Source organism: Microbacterium sp. ARD31 (genome assembly GCF_031844425.1).
On sequence record NZ_JAUZVE010000069.1, the window covers coordinates 1 to 16,076 of the forward strand.

General features: G+C 72.5%; 15 protein-coding genes and 1 riboswitch. Of the genes, 6 read left to right on the forward strand and 9 right to left on the reverse strand.

All coding sequences use genetic code 11. The features are described 5' to 3' along the window. Nucleotides 1–1,206: DUF349 domain-containing protein (locus Q9S36_RS47295; protein WP_311291678.1), on the reverse strand; the 1,206-nt coding region annotated here is incomplete at its 3' end. Nucleotides 1,207–1,223: 17 nt separating this feature from the next. Here Q9S36_RS47295 and Q9S36_RS47300 point away from each other — a divergent pair. From Q9S36_RS47300 to Q9S36_RS47320, 5 genes are all read left to right on the forward strand, one after another. After that, nucleotides 1,224–2,015 carry an MBL fold metallo-hydrolase gene (locus Q9S36_RS47300; RefSeq protein ID WP_311291679.1) on the forward strand — a complete coding sequence of 264 codons (792 nt, stop codon included), beginning with the start codon at nt 1,224–1,226 and terminating at the stop codon, nt 2,013–2,015. Further along, complete coding sequence (gene hisS, locus Q9S36_RS47305) at nt 2,015–3,403, forward strand: histidine--tRNA ligase (RefSeq protein WP_311291680.1); 1,389 nt, start codon at nt 2,015–2,017, stop codon at nt 3,401–3,403. Before Q9S36_RS47300 ends, hisS begins: the two co-directional genes overlap by 1 nt. Further along, the gene (gene aspS, locus Q9S36_RS47310) at nt 3,400–5,178 is read left to right on the forward strand and encodes an aspartate--tRNA ligase (protein WP_311291681.1); all 1,779 of its coding nucleotides are present in this window, start codon (nt 3,400–3,402) and stop codon (nt 5,176–5,178) included. The genes hisS and aspS overlap by 4 nt, the downstream gene beginning before the upstream one ends. Before the next feature lie 164 nt (nt 5,179–5,342). Continuing rightward, nucleotides 5,343–6,377, forward strand: coding sequence for an ABC transporter permease (locus Q9S36_RS47315; protein ID WP_311291682.1), 1,035 nt, complete (start codon nt 5,343–5,345; stop codon nt 6,375–6,377). Between the two features lie 80 nt (nt 6,378–6,457). Continuing rightward, entirely contained in the window at nt 6,458–8,230 is a 1,773-nt protein-coding gene (locus tag Q9S36_RS47320) for an ABC transporter substrate-binding protein (protein ID WP_311291683.1), read from the forward strand. A 52-nt stretch (nt 8,231–8,282) separates the two neighbouring features. On the opposite strand, the gene Q9S36_RS47325 is transcribed toward Q9S36_RS47320, so the two are convergent. After that, on the reverse strand, nt 8,283–9,044 hold the full coding sequence (locus Q9S36_RS47325; RefSeq protein WP_311291684.1) for an aspartate/glutamate racemase family protein: 762 nt from the start codon (nt 9,042–9,044) through the stop codon (nt 8,283–8,285). Between the two features lie 85 nt (nt 9,045–9,129). On the opposite strand from Q9S36_RS47325, the gene Q9S36_RS47330 reads away from it, so the two are divergent. After that, nucleotides 9,130–10,266, forward strand: coding sequence for a CDP-glycerol glycerophosphotransferase family protein (locus tag Q9S36_RS47330; RefSeq protein ID WP_311291685.1), 1,137 nt, complete (start codon nt 9,130–9,132; stop codon nt 10,264–10,266). 16 nt (nt 10,267–10,282) lie between these two features. Here Q9S36_RS47330 and thiC read toward each other — a convergent pair whose 3' ends face one another. From thiC to thiE, 7 genes are all read right to left on the reverse strand, one after another. Beyond that, nucleotides 10,283–11,947, reverse strand: coding sequence for a phosphomethylpyrimidine synthase ThiC (thiC, locus tag Q9S36_RS47335; RefSeq protein ID WP_311291686.1), 1,665 nt, complete (start codon nt 11,945–11,947; stop codon nt 10,283–10,285). Beyond that, nucleotides 11,944–12,762: a hydroxymethylpyrimidine/phosphomethylpyrimidine kinase gene (locus tag Q9S36_RS47340; RefSeq protein WP_311291687.1), complete on the reverse strand. Its 819-nt coding sequence runs from the start codon at nt 12,760–12,762 to the stop codon at nt 11,944–11,946. The genes thiC and Q9S36_RS47340 overlap by 4 nt, the downstream gene beginning before the upstream one ends. Further along, nucleotides 12,759–13,322, reverse strand: coding sequence for a thiamine phosphate synthase (locus tag Q9S36_RS47345; protein ID WP_311291688.1), 564 nt, complete (start codon nt 13,320–13,322; stop codon nt 12,759–12,761). Before Q9S36_RS47345 ends, Q9S36_RS47340 begins: the two co-directional genes overlap by 4 nt. Further along, nucleotides 13,319–14,095: a thiazole synthase gene (thiG, locus tag Q9S36_RS47350; protein ID WP_311291689.1), complete on the reverse strand. Its 777-nt coding sequence runs from the start codon at nt 14,093–14,095 to the stop codon at nt 13,319–13,321. Before thiG ends, Q9S36_RS47345 begins: the two co-directional genes overlap by 4 nt. Beyond that, nucleotides 14,092–14,280, reverse strand: coding sequence for a sulfur carrier protein ThiS (thiS, locus tag Q9S36_RS47355; RefSeq protein ID WP_311291690.1), 189 nt, complete (start codon nt 14,278–14,280; stop codon nt 14,092–14,094). The genes thiG and thiS overlap by 4 nt, the downstream gene beginning before the upstream one ends. Beyond that, complete coding sequence (locus tag Q9S36_RS47360; protein ID WP_311291691.1) at nt 14,271–15,311, reverse strand: FAD-dependent oxidoreductase; 1,041 nt, start codon at nt 15,309–15,311, stop codon at nt 14,271–14,273. The genes thiS and Q9S36_RS47360 overlap by 10 nt, the downstream gene beginning before the upstream one ends. Further along, complete coding sequence (gene thiE / locus Q9S36_RS47365) at nt 15,311–15,904, reverse strand: thiamine phosphate synthase (protein WP_311291692.1); 594 nt, start codon at nt 15,902–15,904, stop codon at nt 15,311–15,313. Before thiE ends, Q9S36_RS47360 begins: the two co-directional genes overlap by 1 nt. Continuing rightward, nucleotides 15,898–16,007, reverse strand: a riboswitch (TPP riboswitch). It overlaps the preceding gene by 7 nt. Nucleotides 16,008–16,076: the final 69 nt, after the last annotated feature.

The window sequence follows — 16,076 nt, forward strand, 5'->3', positions numbered from 1 at the left end:
GAGCTCGGCCTCGAGGTCCTTGACCTTGCGGTCGTCGCCCGCGGCCGCGGCCTTGTCGAGGCGGGCCTGCGTCTCCGCGATGCCGGCCTCGAGCTTGCCGATCATGTCGTCGGCGCGGGCGGACTTCTCGGGGTCGCTGCGGCTCCATTGCTCGTCCTCGACCGCGCGGATGGCCTGCTCGACCTTGCGCATGCGCCCCTCGAGCTCCTTCATCCGGTCACGGGGGACCTTGCCGGCGGCGTCCCAGCGGTCGGCGAGGTCGCGGAAGGTCTTCTTGGCGGAGTCGAGGTCCGTGACCGGGACGAGCGCCTCGGCCTCCACCAGGATCTGCTCCTTCACCTCGGCGTTGGCCGCGAACTCCTGGTCGAGCGCCGCGTTGGCGGCGTCGCGGGCGCCGAAGAAGGTGTCCTGCGCGCCGCGGAACCGCTGCCAGAGCTGGTCGTCGACCTCCCGCGGGGCGGGGCCGGCGGCCTTCCACTCGCGCATCAGGTCGCGGTAGCGCCCGGCGGTGGGTCCCCACTCGGTGGAGGTGGCCAGCGCCTCGGCCTCGCTGGCGAGGCGCTCCTTGATGACGCGCGCGGCGTCGCGGCGCTCGTGCTCCTCGGCGAAGTGCGCCTTGCGGTGGCGCGTGTACGTCGTCCGCGCGGTGGAGAAGCGCCGCCACAGCGCGTCGTCGGTGGCCCGGTCGAGGCGCGGGAGCTCCTTCCACGTCGCGAGCAGCTCACGCAGCCGGTTGGCGCCGTTGCGCCAGTCGGTGCCCTCGGCGAGGCGCTCGGCCTCGGCGACGAGCTTCTCCTTCTCCGCCTTCGACTCCGCGCTCTTCTGCGCGCGCTCCTCGCGGCGCGCGGCACGCTGGGCCGCGATGACCGGCGCGAGGGCGTCGAGGCGCGCGGCGAGGGAGACGAGGTCACCGACCGCGTGGGCGTCGACCACCTGCTCGCGCAGCGACTTGATCGAGGAGGCCGCCTCCTCGGGGGCCAGCCGGCCGGAGGCGACCCGCTGCTCCAGCAGGTGGACCTTGCCCTCCAGCTCGTCGAAGCGCTTGGTGAAGAACTCCAGGGCCTCGGCCGGCGTGCCGGCCTCGTAGGACCCGACGGAGCGTTCGCCATCGGCGGTGCGGACGTAGACGGTGCCGTCCTCGGCCACCCGGCCCCAGGGCATCTCTGCCGGGGCCGAGTCGTCTCGGGACTGCTTGTCGGCGCTCATGGTCGCCCATCGTAGTCATGGCGAGGAGGCCCCTCGGTAGGCTTCCCACCGGCACGACGCACGACGCGCGCGCCGACGAGCAGCCAGCAGCACCGACCAGCAACGACAAGCAAGGACTGACGCCAGTGTTCATCGCCGGCTTCCCCGCCGGGCCGTGGGGGACCAACTGCTATGTCGTGGCGACCGGTCCGGGGTCCGAGTGCGTGGTCATCGATCCCGGCAAGGACGCGGCCGCCGGCGTCGACCAGGTGGTGCGCGAGCACCGCCTCAAGCCGGTCAGCGTGCTGGTCACCCACGGCCACGTCGACCACATGTGGTGCGTCGCCCCCGTGGCCGGCACCTACGACGCCACGGCCTGGATCCACCCCAGCGACCGGCACCTGCTCACCGACCCGATGGCCGGGATGAGCCGGGAGACCACCCAGATGCTCCTCGGCGGCGCCTACGAGTGGGCCGAGCCCGACGACGTGCGCGAGCTGTCCGACCTCGCCGAGCTCGAGCTCGCCGGGTTGCGGTTCGTCGTCGACCACACGCCGGGCCACACCGAGGGCTCGGTCACCTTCCGTACGCCGTACGCCCAGCAGGACGTGTCGGAGGTGATGTTCTCCGGCGACCTGCTCTTCGCGGGCTCGATCGGGCGCACCGACCTCCCCGGCGGCGACCACGCCACGATGCTGCGCAGCCTCACCGACAAGGTGCTGCCGCTGGCCGACGACATCGTGGTCCTCCCGGGGCACGGCGAGCAGACCTCCATCGGCCGCGAGCGCGCCACCAACCCCTACCTCCTCGACCTCACCCAGGACGTCTGATGAGCAAGATCAGCCCGCTGAGCGGGTTCCCCGAGCTGCTGCCTGCGCAGCGCGTCGTCGAGCAGCAGGTGATCGACACCCTGCGCAGCACCTTCGAGCTGCACGGGTTCGCCGGCATCGAGACGCGCGCCGTGGAGCCGCTCGACCAGCTGCTGCGCAAGGGAGACACGTCCAAGGAGGTCTACCTCCTGCGCCGGCTCCACGAGGAGTCCGCGGAGGGGCACGCCGGTCTCGGCCTGCACTTCGACCTCACCGTGCCGTTCGCCCGTTACGTCCTCGAGAACGCCGGTCGGCTCGAGTTCCCGTTCCGGCGCTACCAGATCCAGAAGGCGTGGCGCGGCGAGCGCCCGCAGGAGGGTCGGTTCCGCGAGTTCACCCAGGCGGACATCGACATCGTGGGTCGCGACACCCTCGCCTTCCACCACGACGTCGAGGTCACCCGGGTGATGGTCGATGCCATGACCCGGCTCGACTTCCTGCCCGCGTTCCGGCTCCAGGTCAACAACCGCAAGCTGATCCAGGGCTTCTACGCCGGGCTCGGGATCGCCGACGCCGACGAGGTCATGCGCCTGGTCGACAAGCTCGACAAGCTGCCGGTGGAGCGGGTGCGCCAGATGCTGCTCGACGAGGCCGGGCTGTCCGCCGCGGACGCCGACCGGGTCCTGCAGCTGGCCACGATCCGCTCCGACGACGACGGCTTCGTCGCCGCCGTGCGTGCCCTGGGCGTCGAGCACGAGCTCCTCGACGAGGGGCTCGCCGAGCTGGGCGAGCTGGTTCGGGGCTGCGCCGACCTGGTCTCCGACCGCGTGCGCGTCACCGCGGACCTCTCGATCGCGCGTGGGCTCGACTACTACACGGGCACCGTGTTCGAGACCCGGCTCGACGGCTACGAGTCGATGGGGTCGATCTGCTCGGGCGGGCGATACGACGCGCTGGCCAGCGACGGGCGCACGACCTATCCCGGCGTCGGAATCTCTCTCGGCGTGAGCCGGGTCGTCGTACCCCTGCTCGCCCGCACCGGCCTCGTCGCGTCGCGGTCCGTGCCCAGCGCCGTCCTGGTCGCCGTGACCGACGAGGACTCCCGCACCGCGAGCGCGGCAGTGGCCGCCGAGCTGCGCGCCCGCGACATCGCCTGCGAGGTCGCGCCCAGCGCTGCGAAGTTCGGCAAGCAGATCCGCTTCGCCGAGCGCCGCGGCATCCCCTACGTGTGGTTCGTCCAGGCCGACGGCACCAGCCAGGTCAAGGACATCCGCACCGGCGACCAGGTCGAGGCCGACCCGGCCACCTGGACCCCGCCCGAGGCCGACCTGCGGCCCCGCATCGTCAGCACCGTCGGTCCCGAGGCTCGCACCTCAACCACCGAGAACACCAACGAGGAGACCCCGTGATCCGCACCCATGACGCCGGCGCCCTGCGCGCCGAGCACGTCGGCCAGACCGTCACGCTCGCCGGGTGGGTGGCGCGGCGACGCGACCACGGCGGCGTCGCGTTCCTGGACCTCCGCGAGGCCAGCGGCGTCGTGCAGGTCGTCGTCCGCGACGAGGAGGTCGCCCACAGCCTCCGCAGCGAGTACTGCCTCAAGGTCACCGGCGAGGTCGTCGCCCGCAAGGCCGGCAACGAGAACCCCAACCTCGCCACCGGTGAGATCGAGGTCGTCGCCGCCGACGTCGAGGTGCTCTCGGCGGCGGCGCCGCTCCCGTTCCCGATCGACGACCACATCGAGGTGGGGGAGGAGGCGCGGCTCAAGCACCGCTACCTCGACCTGCGCCGCTCGGGGCCCAATGCCGCCCTGCGCCTGCGCAGCAGGATCAACAAGGCCGCCCGCGACGTGCTCGACGAGCGCGGCTTCGTCGAGGTCGAGACCCCGACCCTGACCCGGTCGACGCCCGAGGGTGCCCGCGACTTCCTGGTGCCGGCCCGCCTGGCGCCGGGCAGCTGGTACGCCCTGCCGCAGAGCCCGCAGCTGTTCAAGCAGCTGCTGATGGTCGGCGGCATGGAGCGCTACTACCAGATCGCCCGCTGCTACCGCGACGAGGACTTCCGCGCCGACCGCCAGCCCGAGTTCACCCAGCTCGACATCGAGATGAGCTTCGTGGACCAGGAGGACGTCATCACGCTGATGGAGGACGTCCTGGAGGCGATGTGGGCACAGGCCGGCCACACCATCCAGCGCCCCCTGCCGCGGATGACGTACGCCGACGCGATGGCGAAGTACGGCTCCGACAAGCCCGACCTCCGCATGGGCCTCGAGCTCGTCGAGTGCACCGACTACTTCAAGGACACCACCTTCCGGGTCTTCCAGGCCGACTACGTCGGCGCGGTCGTGATGCCCGGTGGCGGCAGCCAGCCGCGCCGCCAGTTCGACGCGTGGCAGGACTGGGCCAAGCAGCGCGGCGCCAAGGGCCTCGCCTACGTCACGATCGGCGAGGACGGCGAGCTCGGGGGACCGGTTGCGAAGAACCTCACCGACGCCGAGCGCGACGGCCTGGCCGCCCACGTCGGCGCGAACCCGGGCGACTGCATCTTCTTCGCCGCCGGGCCCGTCAAGAGCAGCCGGGCGCTGCTCGGTGCCGCCCGCCTCGAGATCGGGCGTCGCGGCGGCCTCCTCGACGACTCCGAGTTCGCCTTCACCTGGGTCGTCGACGCGCCGCTGTTCGAGCCGAGCTCCGACGCGGTCGCGAGCGGCGACGTCGCGGTCGGTGCCGGTGCCTGGACCGCGGTCCACCACGCCTTCACCAGCCCGAAGCCCGAGTTCCTCGACACCTTCGACACCGACCCGGGCAGCGCGCTGGCCTATGCCTACGACATCGTGTGCAACGGCAACGAGCTGGGCGGCGGGTCCATCCGTATCCACCGCGGCGACGTCCAGACGCGGGTGTTCAAGGTGATGGGTCTCGACGAGGACGAGGCGCAGGAGAAGTTCGGCTTCCTGCTCGACGCCTTCAAGTACGGCGCGCCCCCGCACGGCGGCATCGCAGTCGGCATGGACCGGATCGTTGCGCTGCTCGCAGGGACCGACTCGATCCGCGACGTGATCGCCTTCCCGAAGTCCGGAGGGGGCTACGACCCCCTCACGGCGGCGCCCGCCCCCATCACGCCCGAGCAGCGCAAGGAAGCCGGTGTCGACGCCGTACCTGCGAAGGACCTTCCGCGCGAGGAGTGATCCTCGGGAGGTTTGCCGCCACAGGTTGGTTAACCGGTCGTAACTGGATCGTTACGCGTCAGTGATCGTGCCTGCGTCGCGGGTCACATAGAGTCCCGTCTCGGCGCCGCCCCCGGGGGATCCCCGGAGCGCGCCGGACAGTTCCCGAACCAGATGGGGAGAGCATGTCGGCAGAGACCGCAGGACCGGAGACGCTCGGCTCGCTGAGCAACGAGCCGGACCGCCAGGATCCCAACAGCCAGCAGGCCAAGGAGATCGCCGGCAAGTCCCCGATCCGGATCGCGCTCGGCCGTCTGGTCCGCGACAAGATCGCCGTCGTCTGCGCGGTGGTGGTCCTGTTCTTCATCATCTGCGCGGTCTTCGCCGGCCCGATCAGCTCCCTCTTCGGGGTCAGCCTCGAGACGCCGCTCGCCAGCGAGCGCGTGGACGGCCTCAACAACGGCCTGCCCAAGCCCGAGATGGGCCCCCCGAACGGTCCGTTCACGTGGGACCACCCGATGGGTGTGGCACCGCGGACCGGTGAGGACAACCTCGCCTACTGGCTCCACGGCTGCCGGGTGTCGCTGATCATCGCGACCACGGCCACCGCCTTCGCCAGCATCCTGGGCACCATCGTCGGCCTGCTCGCGGGCTTCCTCGGCGGCACCGTCGACAAGGTGCTGTCGTTCTTCATCGACGCGTTCCTGACGATCCCCTACCTCCTCGCCGCGCTGACCCTGGCGCCGATCATCAACGAGCGGTTCTCCCTCTCCGACAACTACGGGACGATCCAGAAGACCAGCCTGATCATCGTGCTGGCGACGCTCGGCTGGATGGGCACCGCCCGCCTGATCCGCGGTGAGGTGCTCGCTCTGCGCGAGCGCGAGTTCGTCCAGGCGGCCCGGGTCATGGGCATGCCCACCTCCCGCATCCTCTTCAAGGAGCTGCTGCCCAACCTGGCGGCCCCGATCATCATCAGCGTCTCGCTGATGCTCCCGGCGTTCGTCGCCGCCGAGGCCGGCCTGGCCTACCTCGGCATCGGCGTCACCGACGGCGTCAGCTGGGGCCAGACCATCCTCAAGGGCACGAACCTCACGTTCTTCCGCGAGTACCCCCAGTACCTGTGGCAGCCGCTGCTCGGCGTCGTCGCGCTCGTGCTCGCCCTCAACCTCCTCGGTGACGCGCTCCGCGACGCCCTGGACCCGAAGACCCGTCGCTGAGCGCACGCACAGCACGCGGTCGATCGAATGTCGCCGGAGACGCCGTCCTCGGTGAGAAACACAAAGAAAGGCTGGACAGCATGAAGCGGAACAAGCCGCTTGCACTCGTTGCTGGAGCCGCTCTTCTGACGCTCGCTGCCTGTGGCGGCGGATCGTCGGACGACGGTGAAGGCGGGAGTGGCACGGACAGGAAGTTCGGCGGTCAGGAGGGGGGCACCAAGGACGCTGAGCGTCAGGGCCCCGCTGCGGACGTCGAGGGCGCGACGGCCGGCGGCACCATCACGGTGTACCTCCCGGGCGACCCCGGTCCCGACACGCTCGACCCGACCGGCGGCTGGTCCGTCACGGGCAACTCCATCCAGCAGGCGCTCACGAGCCGCTCGCTGACCCAGTACGCCCGCGACGAGGAGGGCCAGCCCGTCCTGGTCCCCGACCTGGCGACCGACCTGGGCACGCCCAACGAGGACTTCACGGAGTGGAAGTTCACCATCCGTGACGACGCGACGTGGGAGGACGGCAAGCCCGTCACCGCCGAAGAGGTCGCGTTCGGCATCTGCCGCTCGCTCGACTCCGAGGCGTTCCCGTCCGGTCCCGGCACCGAGTACTCGAAGTCCTACTTCGCGGGCGCCGAGGACTACGAGGGCCCCTACACCGGCAAGGACCCGAAGTGCGCCAACTGGGACGGCGTCACCGTCGAGGGCCAGGACATCACCATCAAGATGTCCAAGCCGTTCCCGGACATGGACTACTGGGGCGCCTTCATGGCGATGGGCCCGGCCCCGCTCGGCAACGCCTCCAAGCCGCCGAACTACGGCCAGAAGCCGCTCTCGAACGGCCCCTACAAGGTCGAGAGCTACAAGCCCAACGAGGAGCTCGTCCTCGTGAAGAACGACCAGTGGGCTGCTGAGTCCGACCCGGCGCGTCACCAGTACGCCGACGAGTTCGTCTTCAAGTTCAACCAGGACCAGGCCAAGGTCGACGAGATCATGCTCTCGGGCAACTCCGACAGCCAGACCGCCGTGTCCACCGCCCTGGGCTCGGACAAGTACAACGACGCGAACGGCCAGCTCGGTGAGCGCCTGGTGCAGCAGACGTCCCAGTGCGTCTCGATGCTGACGCCCGACTACACCAAGATCACCGACATCAACGTCCGCAAGGCGCTCGCCTACGCGTACCCCTACGAGGACGTCTGGATCGCGAGCGGCGAGGTCCCGGGCGTGACCCGCATCCCCGCCAACTCGGTGATGCCCCCCGGCATGGCCGGCAAGAAGGAGTTCCAGGTCGACGGTGAGCAGATCACCTACGACCCGGAGAAGTCCAAGGAGCTCCTGGCCGAGGCCGGTTACGGCGACAAGCCGTACCCGATCACCATGGTGTTCTACGAGGTCGACCCGCTGGCCAAGGCCGCTCAGGACCAGATCACCAAGGGCTTCGAGGCCGGTGGCTTCAAGGTCAAGTCGATCCCGGTCCAGGAGTCGCCGTACAACGTGTGGCTCGACCCCGACAACAAGGTCAACAAGACCCTGAACCTGCGTGGCGTCAACTGGTGCTCGGACTGGCCGTCGGGCTCCACGATGATCCCGTCGCTGCTGCGCACCGGTGCCGTCTACAACACCGCGCAGTTCTCGGAGCCGTCCATCGACGACGAGATGACCGCCATCGCCACCATGCCGATCGAGGAGCAGGCCGACGCCTGGGGTGCGCTGGACGAGAAGATCATGACGGAGTACTTCCCGATCATCCCGACCGCGTTCCGCAACGACCTCTTCGTCTTCGGCGAGAAGATCGGCAACCCGACGGGTGACGGATCCATCGGCGCCCCGAACTACAAGGACCTGTACGTGCTGCAGTGATCCCGGCGTGACAGCAGAGGGGGCTCCCGGTCGGGAGCCCCCTCTGTGCGTGTCAGCCGGCCGAGCGCGCCCACGGGTCGGTGACGGTGCCCTCGTCCGGACCGCCGCGCCAGCGTGGCAGCGGGGCGGCGCCCGTGGCGACGGCGACGGCCGCGTCGGCCAGCAGCTGCGTCGCGTCGAGCAGCGGCAGCGGGGAGCTCGCCGGGCTCACGAGCGCAGCGAGCTCGGGGCACCCGACGACGACCGCCTCGCACCCCTCCCCCTGCAGGTCCTCCACGAGGGCCAGCACGGTGTCGCGCGACTCCAGCGAGAACCGGCCGCGCACGAGCTCGTCGAAGACGATGGAGTGCAGCGTGGTCTGGTCCCACAGGGGCAGCGCCACCGCCGAGAGCCCCATCGGTTCGAGCTCGTCGGCGTAGCGTCCCGCGTCGAGCGTCCACCGCGTGCCGAGCACCCCGACCCGGGCGAAGCCCTGTCGTTGGGCCGCAGCCGCGACGACGCCGGCGACGTGGATCCCGGGCAGCGCGAGGTCGAGGCCCGGATCGTCGAGCAGGGCGTACGCCGTGTCGTCGGGGCACACGAAGAAGTGCGCGCCCGACTGGCGCAGGCGGACGCAGCCCAGCGCGAGCTGGGTCCGGACGGTGTCCGGGTCGTTGCGCTGCCAGGCGTCCCACCGTCCCTCCACGGGCTGCCACACGAGGCTGACCTCGGGGCGCTGCAGGTCGGGCCCTAGGGCCGTCCCCGCCTCCTCGATCCGCCGCAGCACCTCGGCCGCAGCCGGCAGCCGGGGCGCGAGGACTCCGATGTGGAACACGGTCCCATCCTGACCCCGCTCGCTGGGGTCCGACTGGAGCCTCGAACGGCCCTGCCGGTGCCGTCGACCGGACTAGGATCTGGACGTGAACGACGTGCACGTGATCGCCTACTTCGCCGGCGACCCGACCCGGACCTACCAGCTCGCCCAGTGGCTCGAGGTCCTCGAGATCCTGCACGACGTCCACCCGGTCGCCGTGGTCCTGCGGGACGCCGCGTCGGCGGCCGTGGTCGAGCCGCGGACGCACCTGCCCGTGCTGACGGCTGCGACCTTCCCCGAGCTCACGGAGCTCTACGCCGACCTCGACGCGAAGGTCGTGCTCTACTGCAACAACTCGGTGCTCAACTTCGAGTCCCTGGTGGACGGCCGTCGGCTGCACGTGCACGTCAACCACGGCGAGAGCGACAAGCAGTCGATGGCGAGCAACAACGCGAAGGCCTACGACCGGGTCTTCGTCGCCGGGGGCGCCGCGGTCGAGCGCTACCTCACCGGGTTGCTGGACTTCGACGCCCACCGGCTCGTCCGTGTCGGACGCCCCCAGCTCGACCTCCCCCGCACGCCCCTCCTCGCGCCGAGCGATCGTCGTACCGTCCTCTACGCGCCGACCTGGGAGGGCGACGCGGACTACAACGACTACACCTCCGTCGACACGCTCGGGACTGCGATCGTGCGGGCGATCCTCGCGGTCCCCGACGTCCGCCTGGTCTACAAGCCCCACCCCAAGGTCACGACGAGCACCACCCCGGCCATCGCCGCGGCGCACCACGAGATCCGGCGCATCGTGGACGACGCCGCGCGGGTCGATCCCGCCGCCGGGCACGCGCAGGTCCTCGAGGGCGACATCCTCGCCGTCATGCCGGGCTGTGACGCCATGGTCACCGACGTGTCGTCGGTGGGGCTGGACTGGCTCTACCTCCACACCGACAAGCCGATCTTCCTGACCGACCGCCACGGCGACGCCGAGGTCCTCCGGCAGGAGGTCCCGATCAGCCGGTGCGCCGACGTCGTCGACGAGTCCGACGTGGCCGCGCTGACATCCCTCCTCGCCGACCGGCTCGCCCACGACGAGCACCACCTCGCCCGCGTCGCCATGCGGCACCACTACTTCGACGACCTCCACGTCGGCGACAGCACGGCCCGCTTCCTCGAGGCCGTGACCGAGCTCGTGGAGCTCCGCGACCGGCTCGTCGCCGGCGGGGTCTCCGACACCGAGATCGCCTAAGCCGTCCCGGCCACGGTCACGACGCGTCCTCCCCGCCGTGGACGGTCGCGCCGAGCGTCAGGAGCTCCGGCGGCTTCGCCGCGAAGCGCTCGCGCACGTCGCGGCTGATCCGCATCGAGCAGAACTTCGGGCCGCACATCGAGCAGAAGTGCGCGGTCTTGGCACCCTCGGCGGGCAGCGTCTCGTCGTGGAAGGCCTCGGCGGTGTGCGGGTCGAGCGAGAGGGCGAACTGGTCGTGCCAGCGGAACTCGAAGCGGGCGCGGCTCAGCGCGTCGTCCCAGTCGCGGGCACCGGGGTGGCCCTTGGCGACGTCGGCGGCGTGGGCGGCGAGCTTGTAGGTGATGACGCCGGTCTTCACGTCGTCGCGGTCGGGCAGGCCGAGGTGCTCCTTGGGCGTGACGTAGCAGAGCATCGCGGTCCCGTGCATCGCGATCGCGGCCGCGCCGATGGCGCTGGTGATGTGGTCGTAGCCAGGCGCGACGTCGGTGGCGAGCGGGCCGAGCGTGTAGAACGGAGCGCCGTGGCACCACTCCTGCTGGAGGCGGACGTTCTCCTCGACGAGGTCGAGCGGGACGTGGCCGGGACCCTCGACCATGACCTGCACGTCGTGCTCCCACGCCCGCTGCGTGAGCTCGGCGAGGGTGCGCAGCTCGGCGAGCTGGGCGGCGTCGTTGGCGTCGGCGACCGATCCCGGGCGCAGCCCGTCGCCCAGCGAGAAGGCGACGTCGTGGGCCGCGAAGATCTCGCAGAGCTCGTCGAAGTGCGTGAAGAGGAAGTTCTCCTCGTGGTGGGCCAGGCACCAGCCCGCCATGATCGAGCCGCCGCGCGAGACGATGCCGGTCACGCGGTTCGCCGTCAGCGGGACGTGGCGCAGCAGCACGCCGGCGTGGACGGTCATGTAGTCCACGCCCTGCTCGCACTGCTCGACCACGGTGTCGCGGAAGACCTCCCACGTCAGCCGCTCCGCCTGCCCGTCGACCTTCTCCAGCGCCTGGTAGAGCGGGACCGTGCCGATCGGCACGGGTGAGCTGCGCAGGATCCACTCGCGAGTGGTGTGGATGTCGTCACCGGTCGAGAGGTCCATGACGGTGTCGGCGCCCCAGGTGACGGCCCAGGTGAGCTTGTCGACCTCCTCGGCGATGCTGCTGGTGACGGCCGAGTTGCCGATGTTGGCGTTGACCTTCACCAGGAACCGCCGCCCGATGATCATCGGCTCGGACTCCGGGTGGTTGACGTTGGCCGGGATGATCGCCCGGCCGGCGGCGACCTCGCTGCGCACCAGCTCGACGTCGCAGCCCTCGCGTGCGGCGACGTACTCCATCTCGGGTGTCACGATCCCCTGGCGGGCGTAGTGCAGCTGGGTGACCGTACGACCGGGGAGGGCACGCCGCGGCGCCCGGCGCTCGCCCGGCCACTCCTCGCGCGCGGCGCCACGCCGGACGGCCGAGCGGCCGTTGTCGGCCAGCCGGGCCTCGCGACCGGGGTGCTCCTCGGTGTCCCCGCGCTCCGCGATCCACTCCGCGCGCAGCGCCGGCAGCCCGGCGGCCGGGTCGGAGCCGGGGCCCGCGGTGCAGTAGCGGTCGAAGGTCTCGCCGTTGGTGAGGTGGACCCTCGTCACGGGCACGTCCAACGGGCCGGTGAGGACGCGCTCGTGGGCGGGGTGGGTGGGGTGGGCGGTCATGCGGGGTCCTCCTGGTGGACGCGATGGGTGGGTGCGAGGTGGGAGACGGGACCCCGGCCGCGGCCGAGGTGCCAGGTGCTGCTGTCGGTGAGCCGGGACGCGACGTACGCCGCCGCGTCCGCGGCTGCCTCGGCGAGGGGCGCGCGGTGGGCGAGGTGGGCGGCGAGGGCGCTGGCGTAGGTGCACCCGGTGCCGTGGTCGGCGGTGGTGGGGACGGCCGGGTGCCGCATCGCGACCGGGGTGCCGCCCGGCTCGCAGAGCCAGTCGGTGCAGGTGCCGACGGCCCTGCCCGGTCGCCAGTCCGGTCCCCCGGTGAGGATGACGGCGCAGCCGAGGTCCGCGAGGCGGGCCGCGAGGTCGCGGGCTGCGGCGTCGACAGCGGTGAGGGCCCGGGCCTCGGCGAGGTTGGGGGTCGCCACCGTCGCGACCGGCAGCAGCACGTCGCAGTACGCCCGGCGCACGGCGTCGTCGCCGAGGACCGCCCCGCTCGTGGCGACCAGCACCGGGTCGACGACCAGCGGCAGGTCCCGCGTGCGCTCCGCGACGAGCCGGACCGCTCCGGGTGACCCGAGCATGCCGGTCTTCACCGCGGCGACCGGCAGGTCGTCGAGGACGGCGTCGAGCTGGGCGGCCAGCACCGGTGGCGGGACCTGGTGCACCGCGTGCACGCCCGTGGTGTCCTGCGCGGTGACCGCCGTGACCGCGCACGCGGCGTGGCAGCCGAGGTGGCCGAGGGTGGCCACGTCGGCGGCCAGCCCCGCGGCACCACCGCTGTCGGTGCCGCCGATGGCGAGGACCACCGGTGGGGCGCTCATGCCAGCGCCTCCAGCAGCCCGGCCACCACGGCCGCGGGGTCGGCGGCGCGCATCACGGCACCCATCACCGCGACGCCGTGCGCGCCCGCGGACCGGGCGGCGGCCGCGTTGCGGGCGTCGATCCCGGCCAGGGCGAGCACCGGGACGCGATGGCCGGCGTAGGCGCCGGGCGGCAGGGCGGGACCGTGGCCCGGCTTGCTCGCGCTGACGGCGTACGGCGACAGGGTGACCCAGGACGCGCCCTCGTCCGCCGCACGGTCGGCCTCGGCGCGCGAGTGGCACGACCGGCCCCAGCGACCGGCGGAAGGCGGCGCGCCCTGCTGCGCCGCGCAGTGCAGGCCGTGGGCTCGCGGATCCGGGATGCGAGAGGAGATCACCGTCAGGCCGGGAACCGACACCAGCTCCTCGACGAGCGCCGATCGGGCCGACGGCGCGAGGTCGTGCTCGCGCACCACGACCGCCGACAGTCCCGCATCGGCGCACTCGCGGACGGTGCGGACCAGCCCCCGGCCCAGCCGCAGCTGGGCACGGTCGGTCAGCACGACGAGCCGCGGGATCACGCGATCCTCCCGTCCAGCGGGCTCGCCGAGCGCGCCACGGTCCGGCGCGGGATCCGGCCGGCCCGCCGTGCGGCGGCGCCTGCGTCGACGGCCGCCCGCAGTGCGCCGGCCATCGCGACCGGGTCCGCGGCCCGCGTCACCGCACTCGCCGCCAGGACCGCGTCGCACCCGAGCTCCATGGCCAGCGCCGCGTCGGAGGCCGTGCCGATGCCGGCGTCGAGCACCACCGGCACGTCGACCGCGGCCACGACCGACTCGATGAGGTGGGGGTTGAGGATCCCGAGGCCGGAGCCGATCGGCGAGCCGAGCGGCATCACCGCCGCGCAGCCGACGTCCGCGAGGCGGCGGGCGAGCACCGGGTCGTCGGTCGTGTAGGGCAGGACCGTGAAGCCGCGCGCGACGAGCTCCGCCGCTGCCGCGACCAGCTCGACGGCGTCGGGCAGCAGGCTCACCTCGTCGCCGATCACCTCCAGCTTCACCCAGTCCGTGGCCAGCGCCTCGCGCGCCGTCTCGGCGGTCAGCACGGCCTCGCGGGCCGACAGGCAGCCGGCGGTGTTCGGCAACACCGGGACCCCGCGGTCGCAGAGCGCCGCGAGGAGCCCGCCCGGTGCGGTGCTCGACGTCCGCCGCACGCTGACGGTCACCACTCCGGGCCGGGCCGCGTCGAGGACCGGGTCGACCAAGTCCGGTCGCGGCAGGCCCCCAGTGCCGAGCAACAGCCGCGACGACAGGGTGCGCCCGCCGATCACGAGGTCGCTCGTCCGCTCGGTCATCCGCCGGCCACCGCCGTGACGAGCTCGACGACGTCGCCGTCGGCGAGCAGCCTGCTGGCGTGCTCGGCGCGCGGCACGACCTCGTGGTTGACGACGGCTGCGTGCCCGCTCGGGAGGGGGCCGAGCAGGTCCTGCAGGGTCCGGGCGTCGGCGTCCAGGGGGACGCCGTTGAGGGTCAGGCGCATGGCATGCCTCCGGTGGTCGTGGTGGTGGGGTGGTTAGCGGTCAGGAACCGTCGGGGGTCGACGGCCGGGTCGGGGGCCGCGCCCTCGAGGGCGTCGGCGAGGAGCCGGGCCGTCAGCGGGGCGAGCAGGACTCCGTGGCGGAAGTGGCCGGCCGCGAGCCAGGTGCGCGGGTCGTCAGTCGGGCCGACCAGGGGCAGGTGGTCGCGCGTCGCCGGCCGGTCCCGGGCCTCGCACGCGAGCACCTCGGCCCGGTCGAGCGCGGGCAGCAGCACGCGTGCGGGGCGGAGCAGCCGGAGGACGCCGCCCGCGGTCGCCGCCGGCGGCTCGTCGTGCTCCTCGACCGTGGCCCCGACCACCACCTCCCCGTCCGCGCGCGGCACGAGGTAGACCGGCTCGCCCGCGACCCAGCCCCGGACCACGTGGCGCGGCGGCACGGTGGTCCGGAGCCGGACGACCTCCCCGCGCACGCCTCGGACCAGACCGGTCCACGGCTCGGGAAGCAAGGCTCCGGTGGCGACCACCGTCGCGTCCGGACGTGCCGCCGGCAGGCGGTCCCGGACCCGGCCGCGCAGCCGGGCGAGCAGGCTGGCGACCACCGCCCGGGGGTCGACCGCCCGGTCGTCGAGCCGGATCCCGCGTGACGTGCGTCCGATCCCCGGCTCGAGGCCGCGGACCTCCGCGTGCCCCAGCAGGTCGACCGGGATGCCGTGCCGCGCCAGCACCTCGGCGTGCCGCTCGACGTCCTGGCCGTCACCGGCGTCGTACCCGACCACGAGGGTCCCGTGCTCGTGGAGGGTCACGCCCAGCCCGGCGGCGTACGCCGGCCAGAGGGCCGCGCTGGCCAGCCCGAGCCCCAGCACGTCGGCCTCTCCGAACCAGGCCTCCCCCGCCGGTGACAGCATCCCGGCGGCGACGGCCGAGGCACCGCTCCCAGGTGCCGGGTCGACGACGGTGACGTCGTGGCCGCGGGCGAGCAGCTCGTCGGCGCAGGCGAGGCCGACGATGCCGGCGCCGAGGACGTGGACGCGCATCAGCCGAGCTCCTGCACCAGCTCCTTCGCTGCGGCGACGGGATCAGGTGCGCGCCAGATGGCACCGATCACCGCCACGCCGTGGGCACCCGCGTCGACCACCGGACGCACCCGGCCGGTCTCGATGCCGCCGATGGCCACCAGCGGCAGCACGCCGCTCGCAGCGGCGACGGCGGGCACCCCGAGCGCGGGCGGGAGCCCGGCCTTGCTGGACGTGGCGAACACGGGTCCGAACCCGGCGTACGCCGCCCCTGCCGCGGCGGCCCGCTCGACGTCGCCGCGGTCGCGACAGGTCGCTCCGACGAGCAGGTGCGGCGCGGCCGCGACGGCCAGCGCGACCGGGAGGTCGTCGGCCCCGAGGTGGACCCCGTCGGCCTCCGTCGCCAGGGCGACGTCCAGCCGGTCGTCGACGACGACGGTGGCGCCGAACGGGCGGACCGCGCCGATCACGACCCGCGTGAGCTCGACGAGCTCACGGGTGGTGGCCACCTTGTCGCGGACCTGGAACCCGTCGATCCCGGCCTCGGCCAGGTCGCCGAGCAGGGACAGGTCGTCGGTCGAGGAGACCAGGCAGAAGATGCGCGTCGACAACACGTGGAATCACTTCCTTCGCCGGCATGACCCGGATCAGGTACGACGGTCGGAGCGGCTCCAGCTCCCTCTCAGCCCGCTGCCGCGGACTCCCGTGTGGACGGCGACGACGCTAGCAGAGGTCGTCGGCCGAGGTCGCGCTGGTGCCGTCGAGGCAGGCGACCGGGTGTGCGGC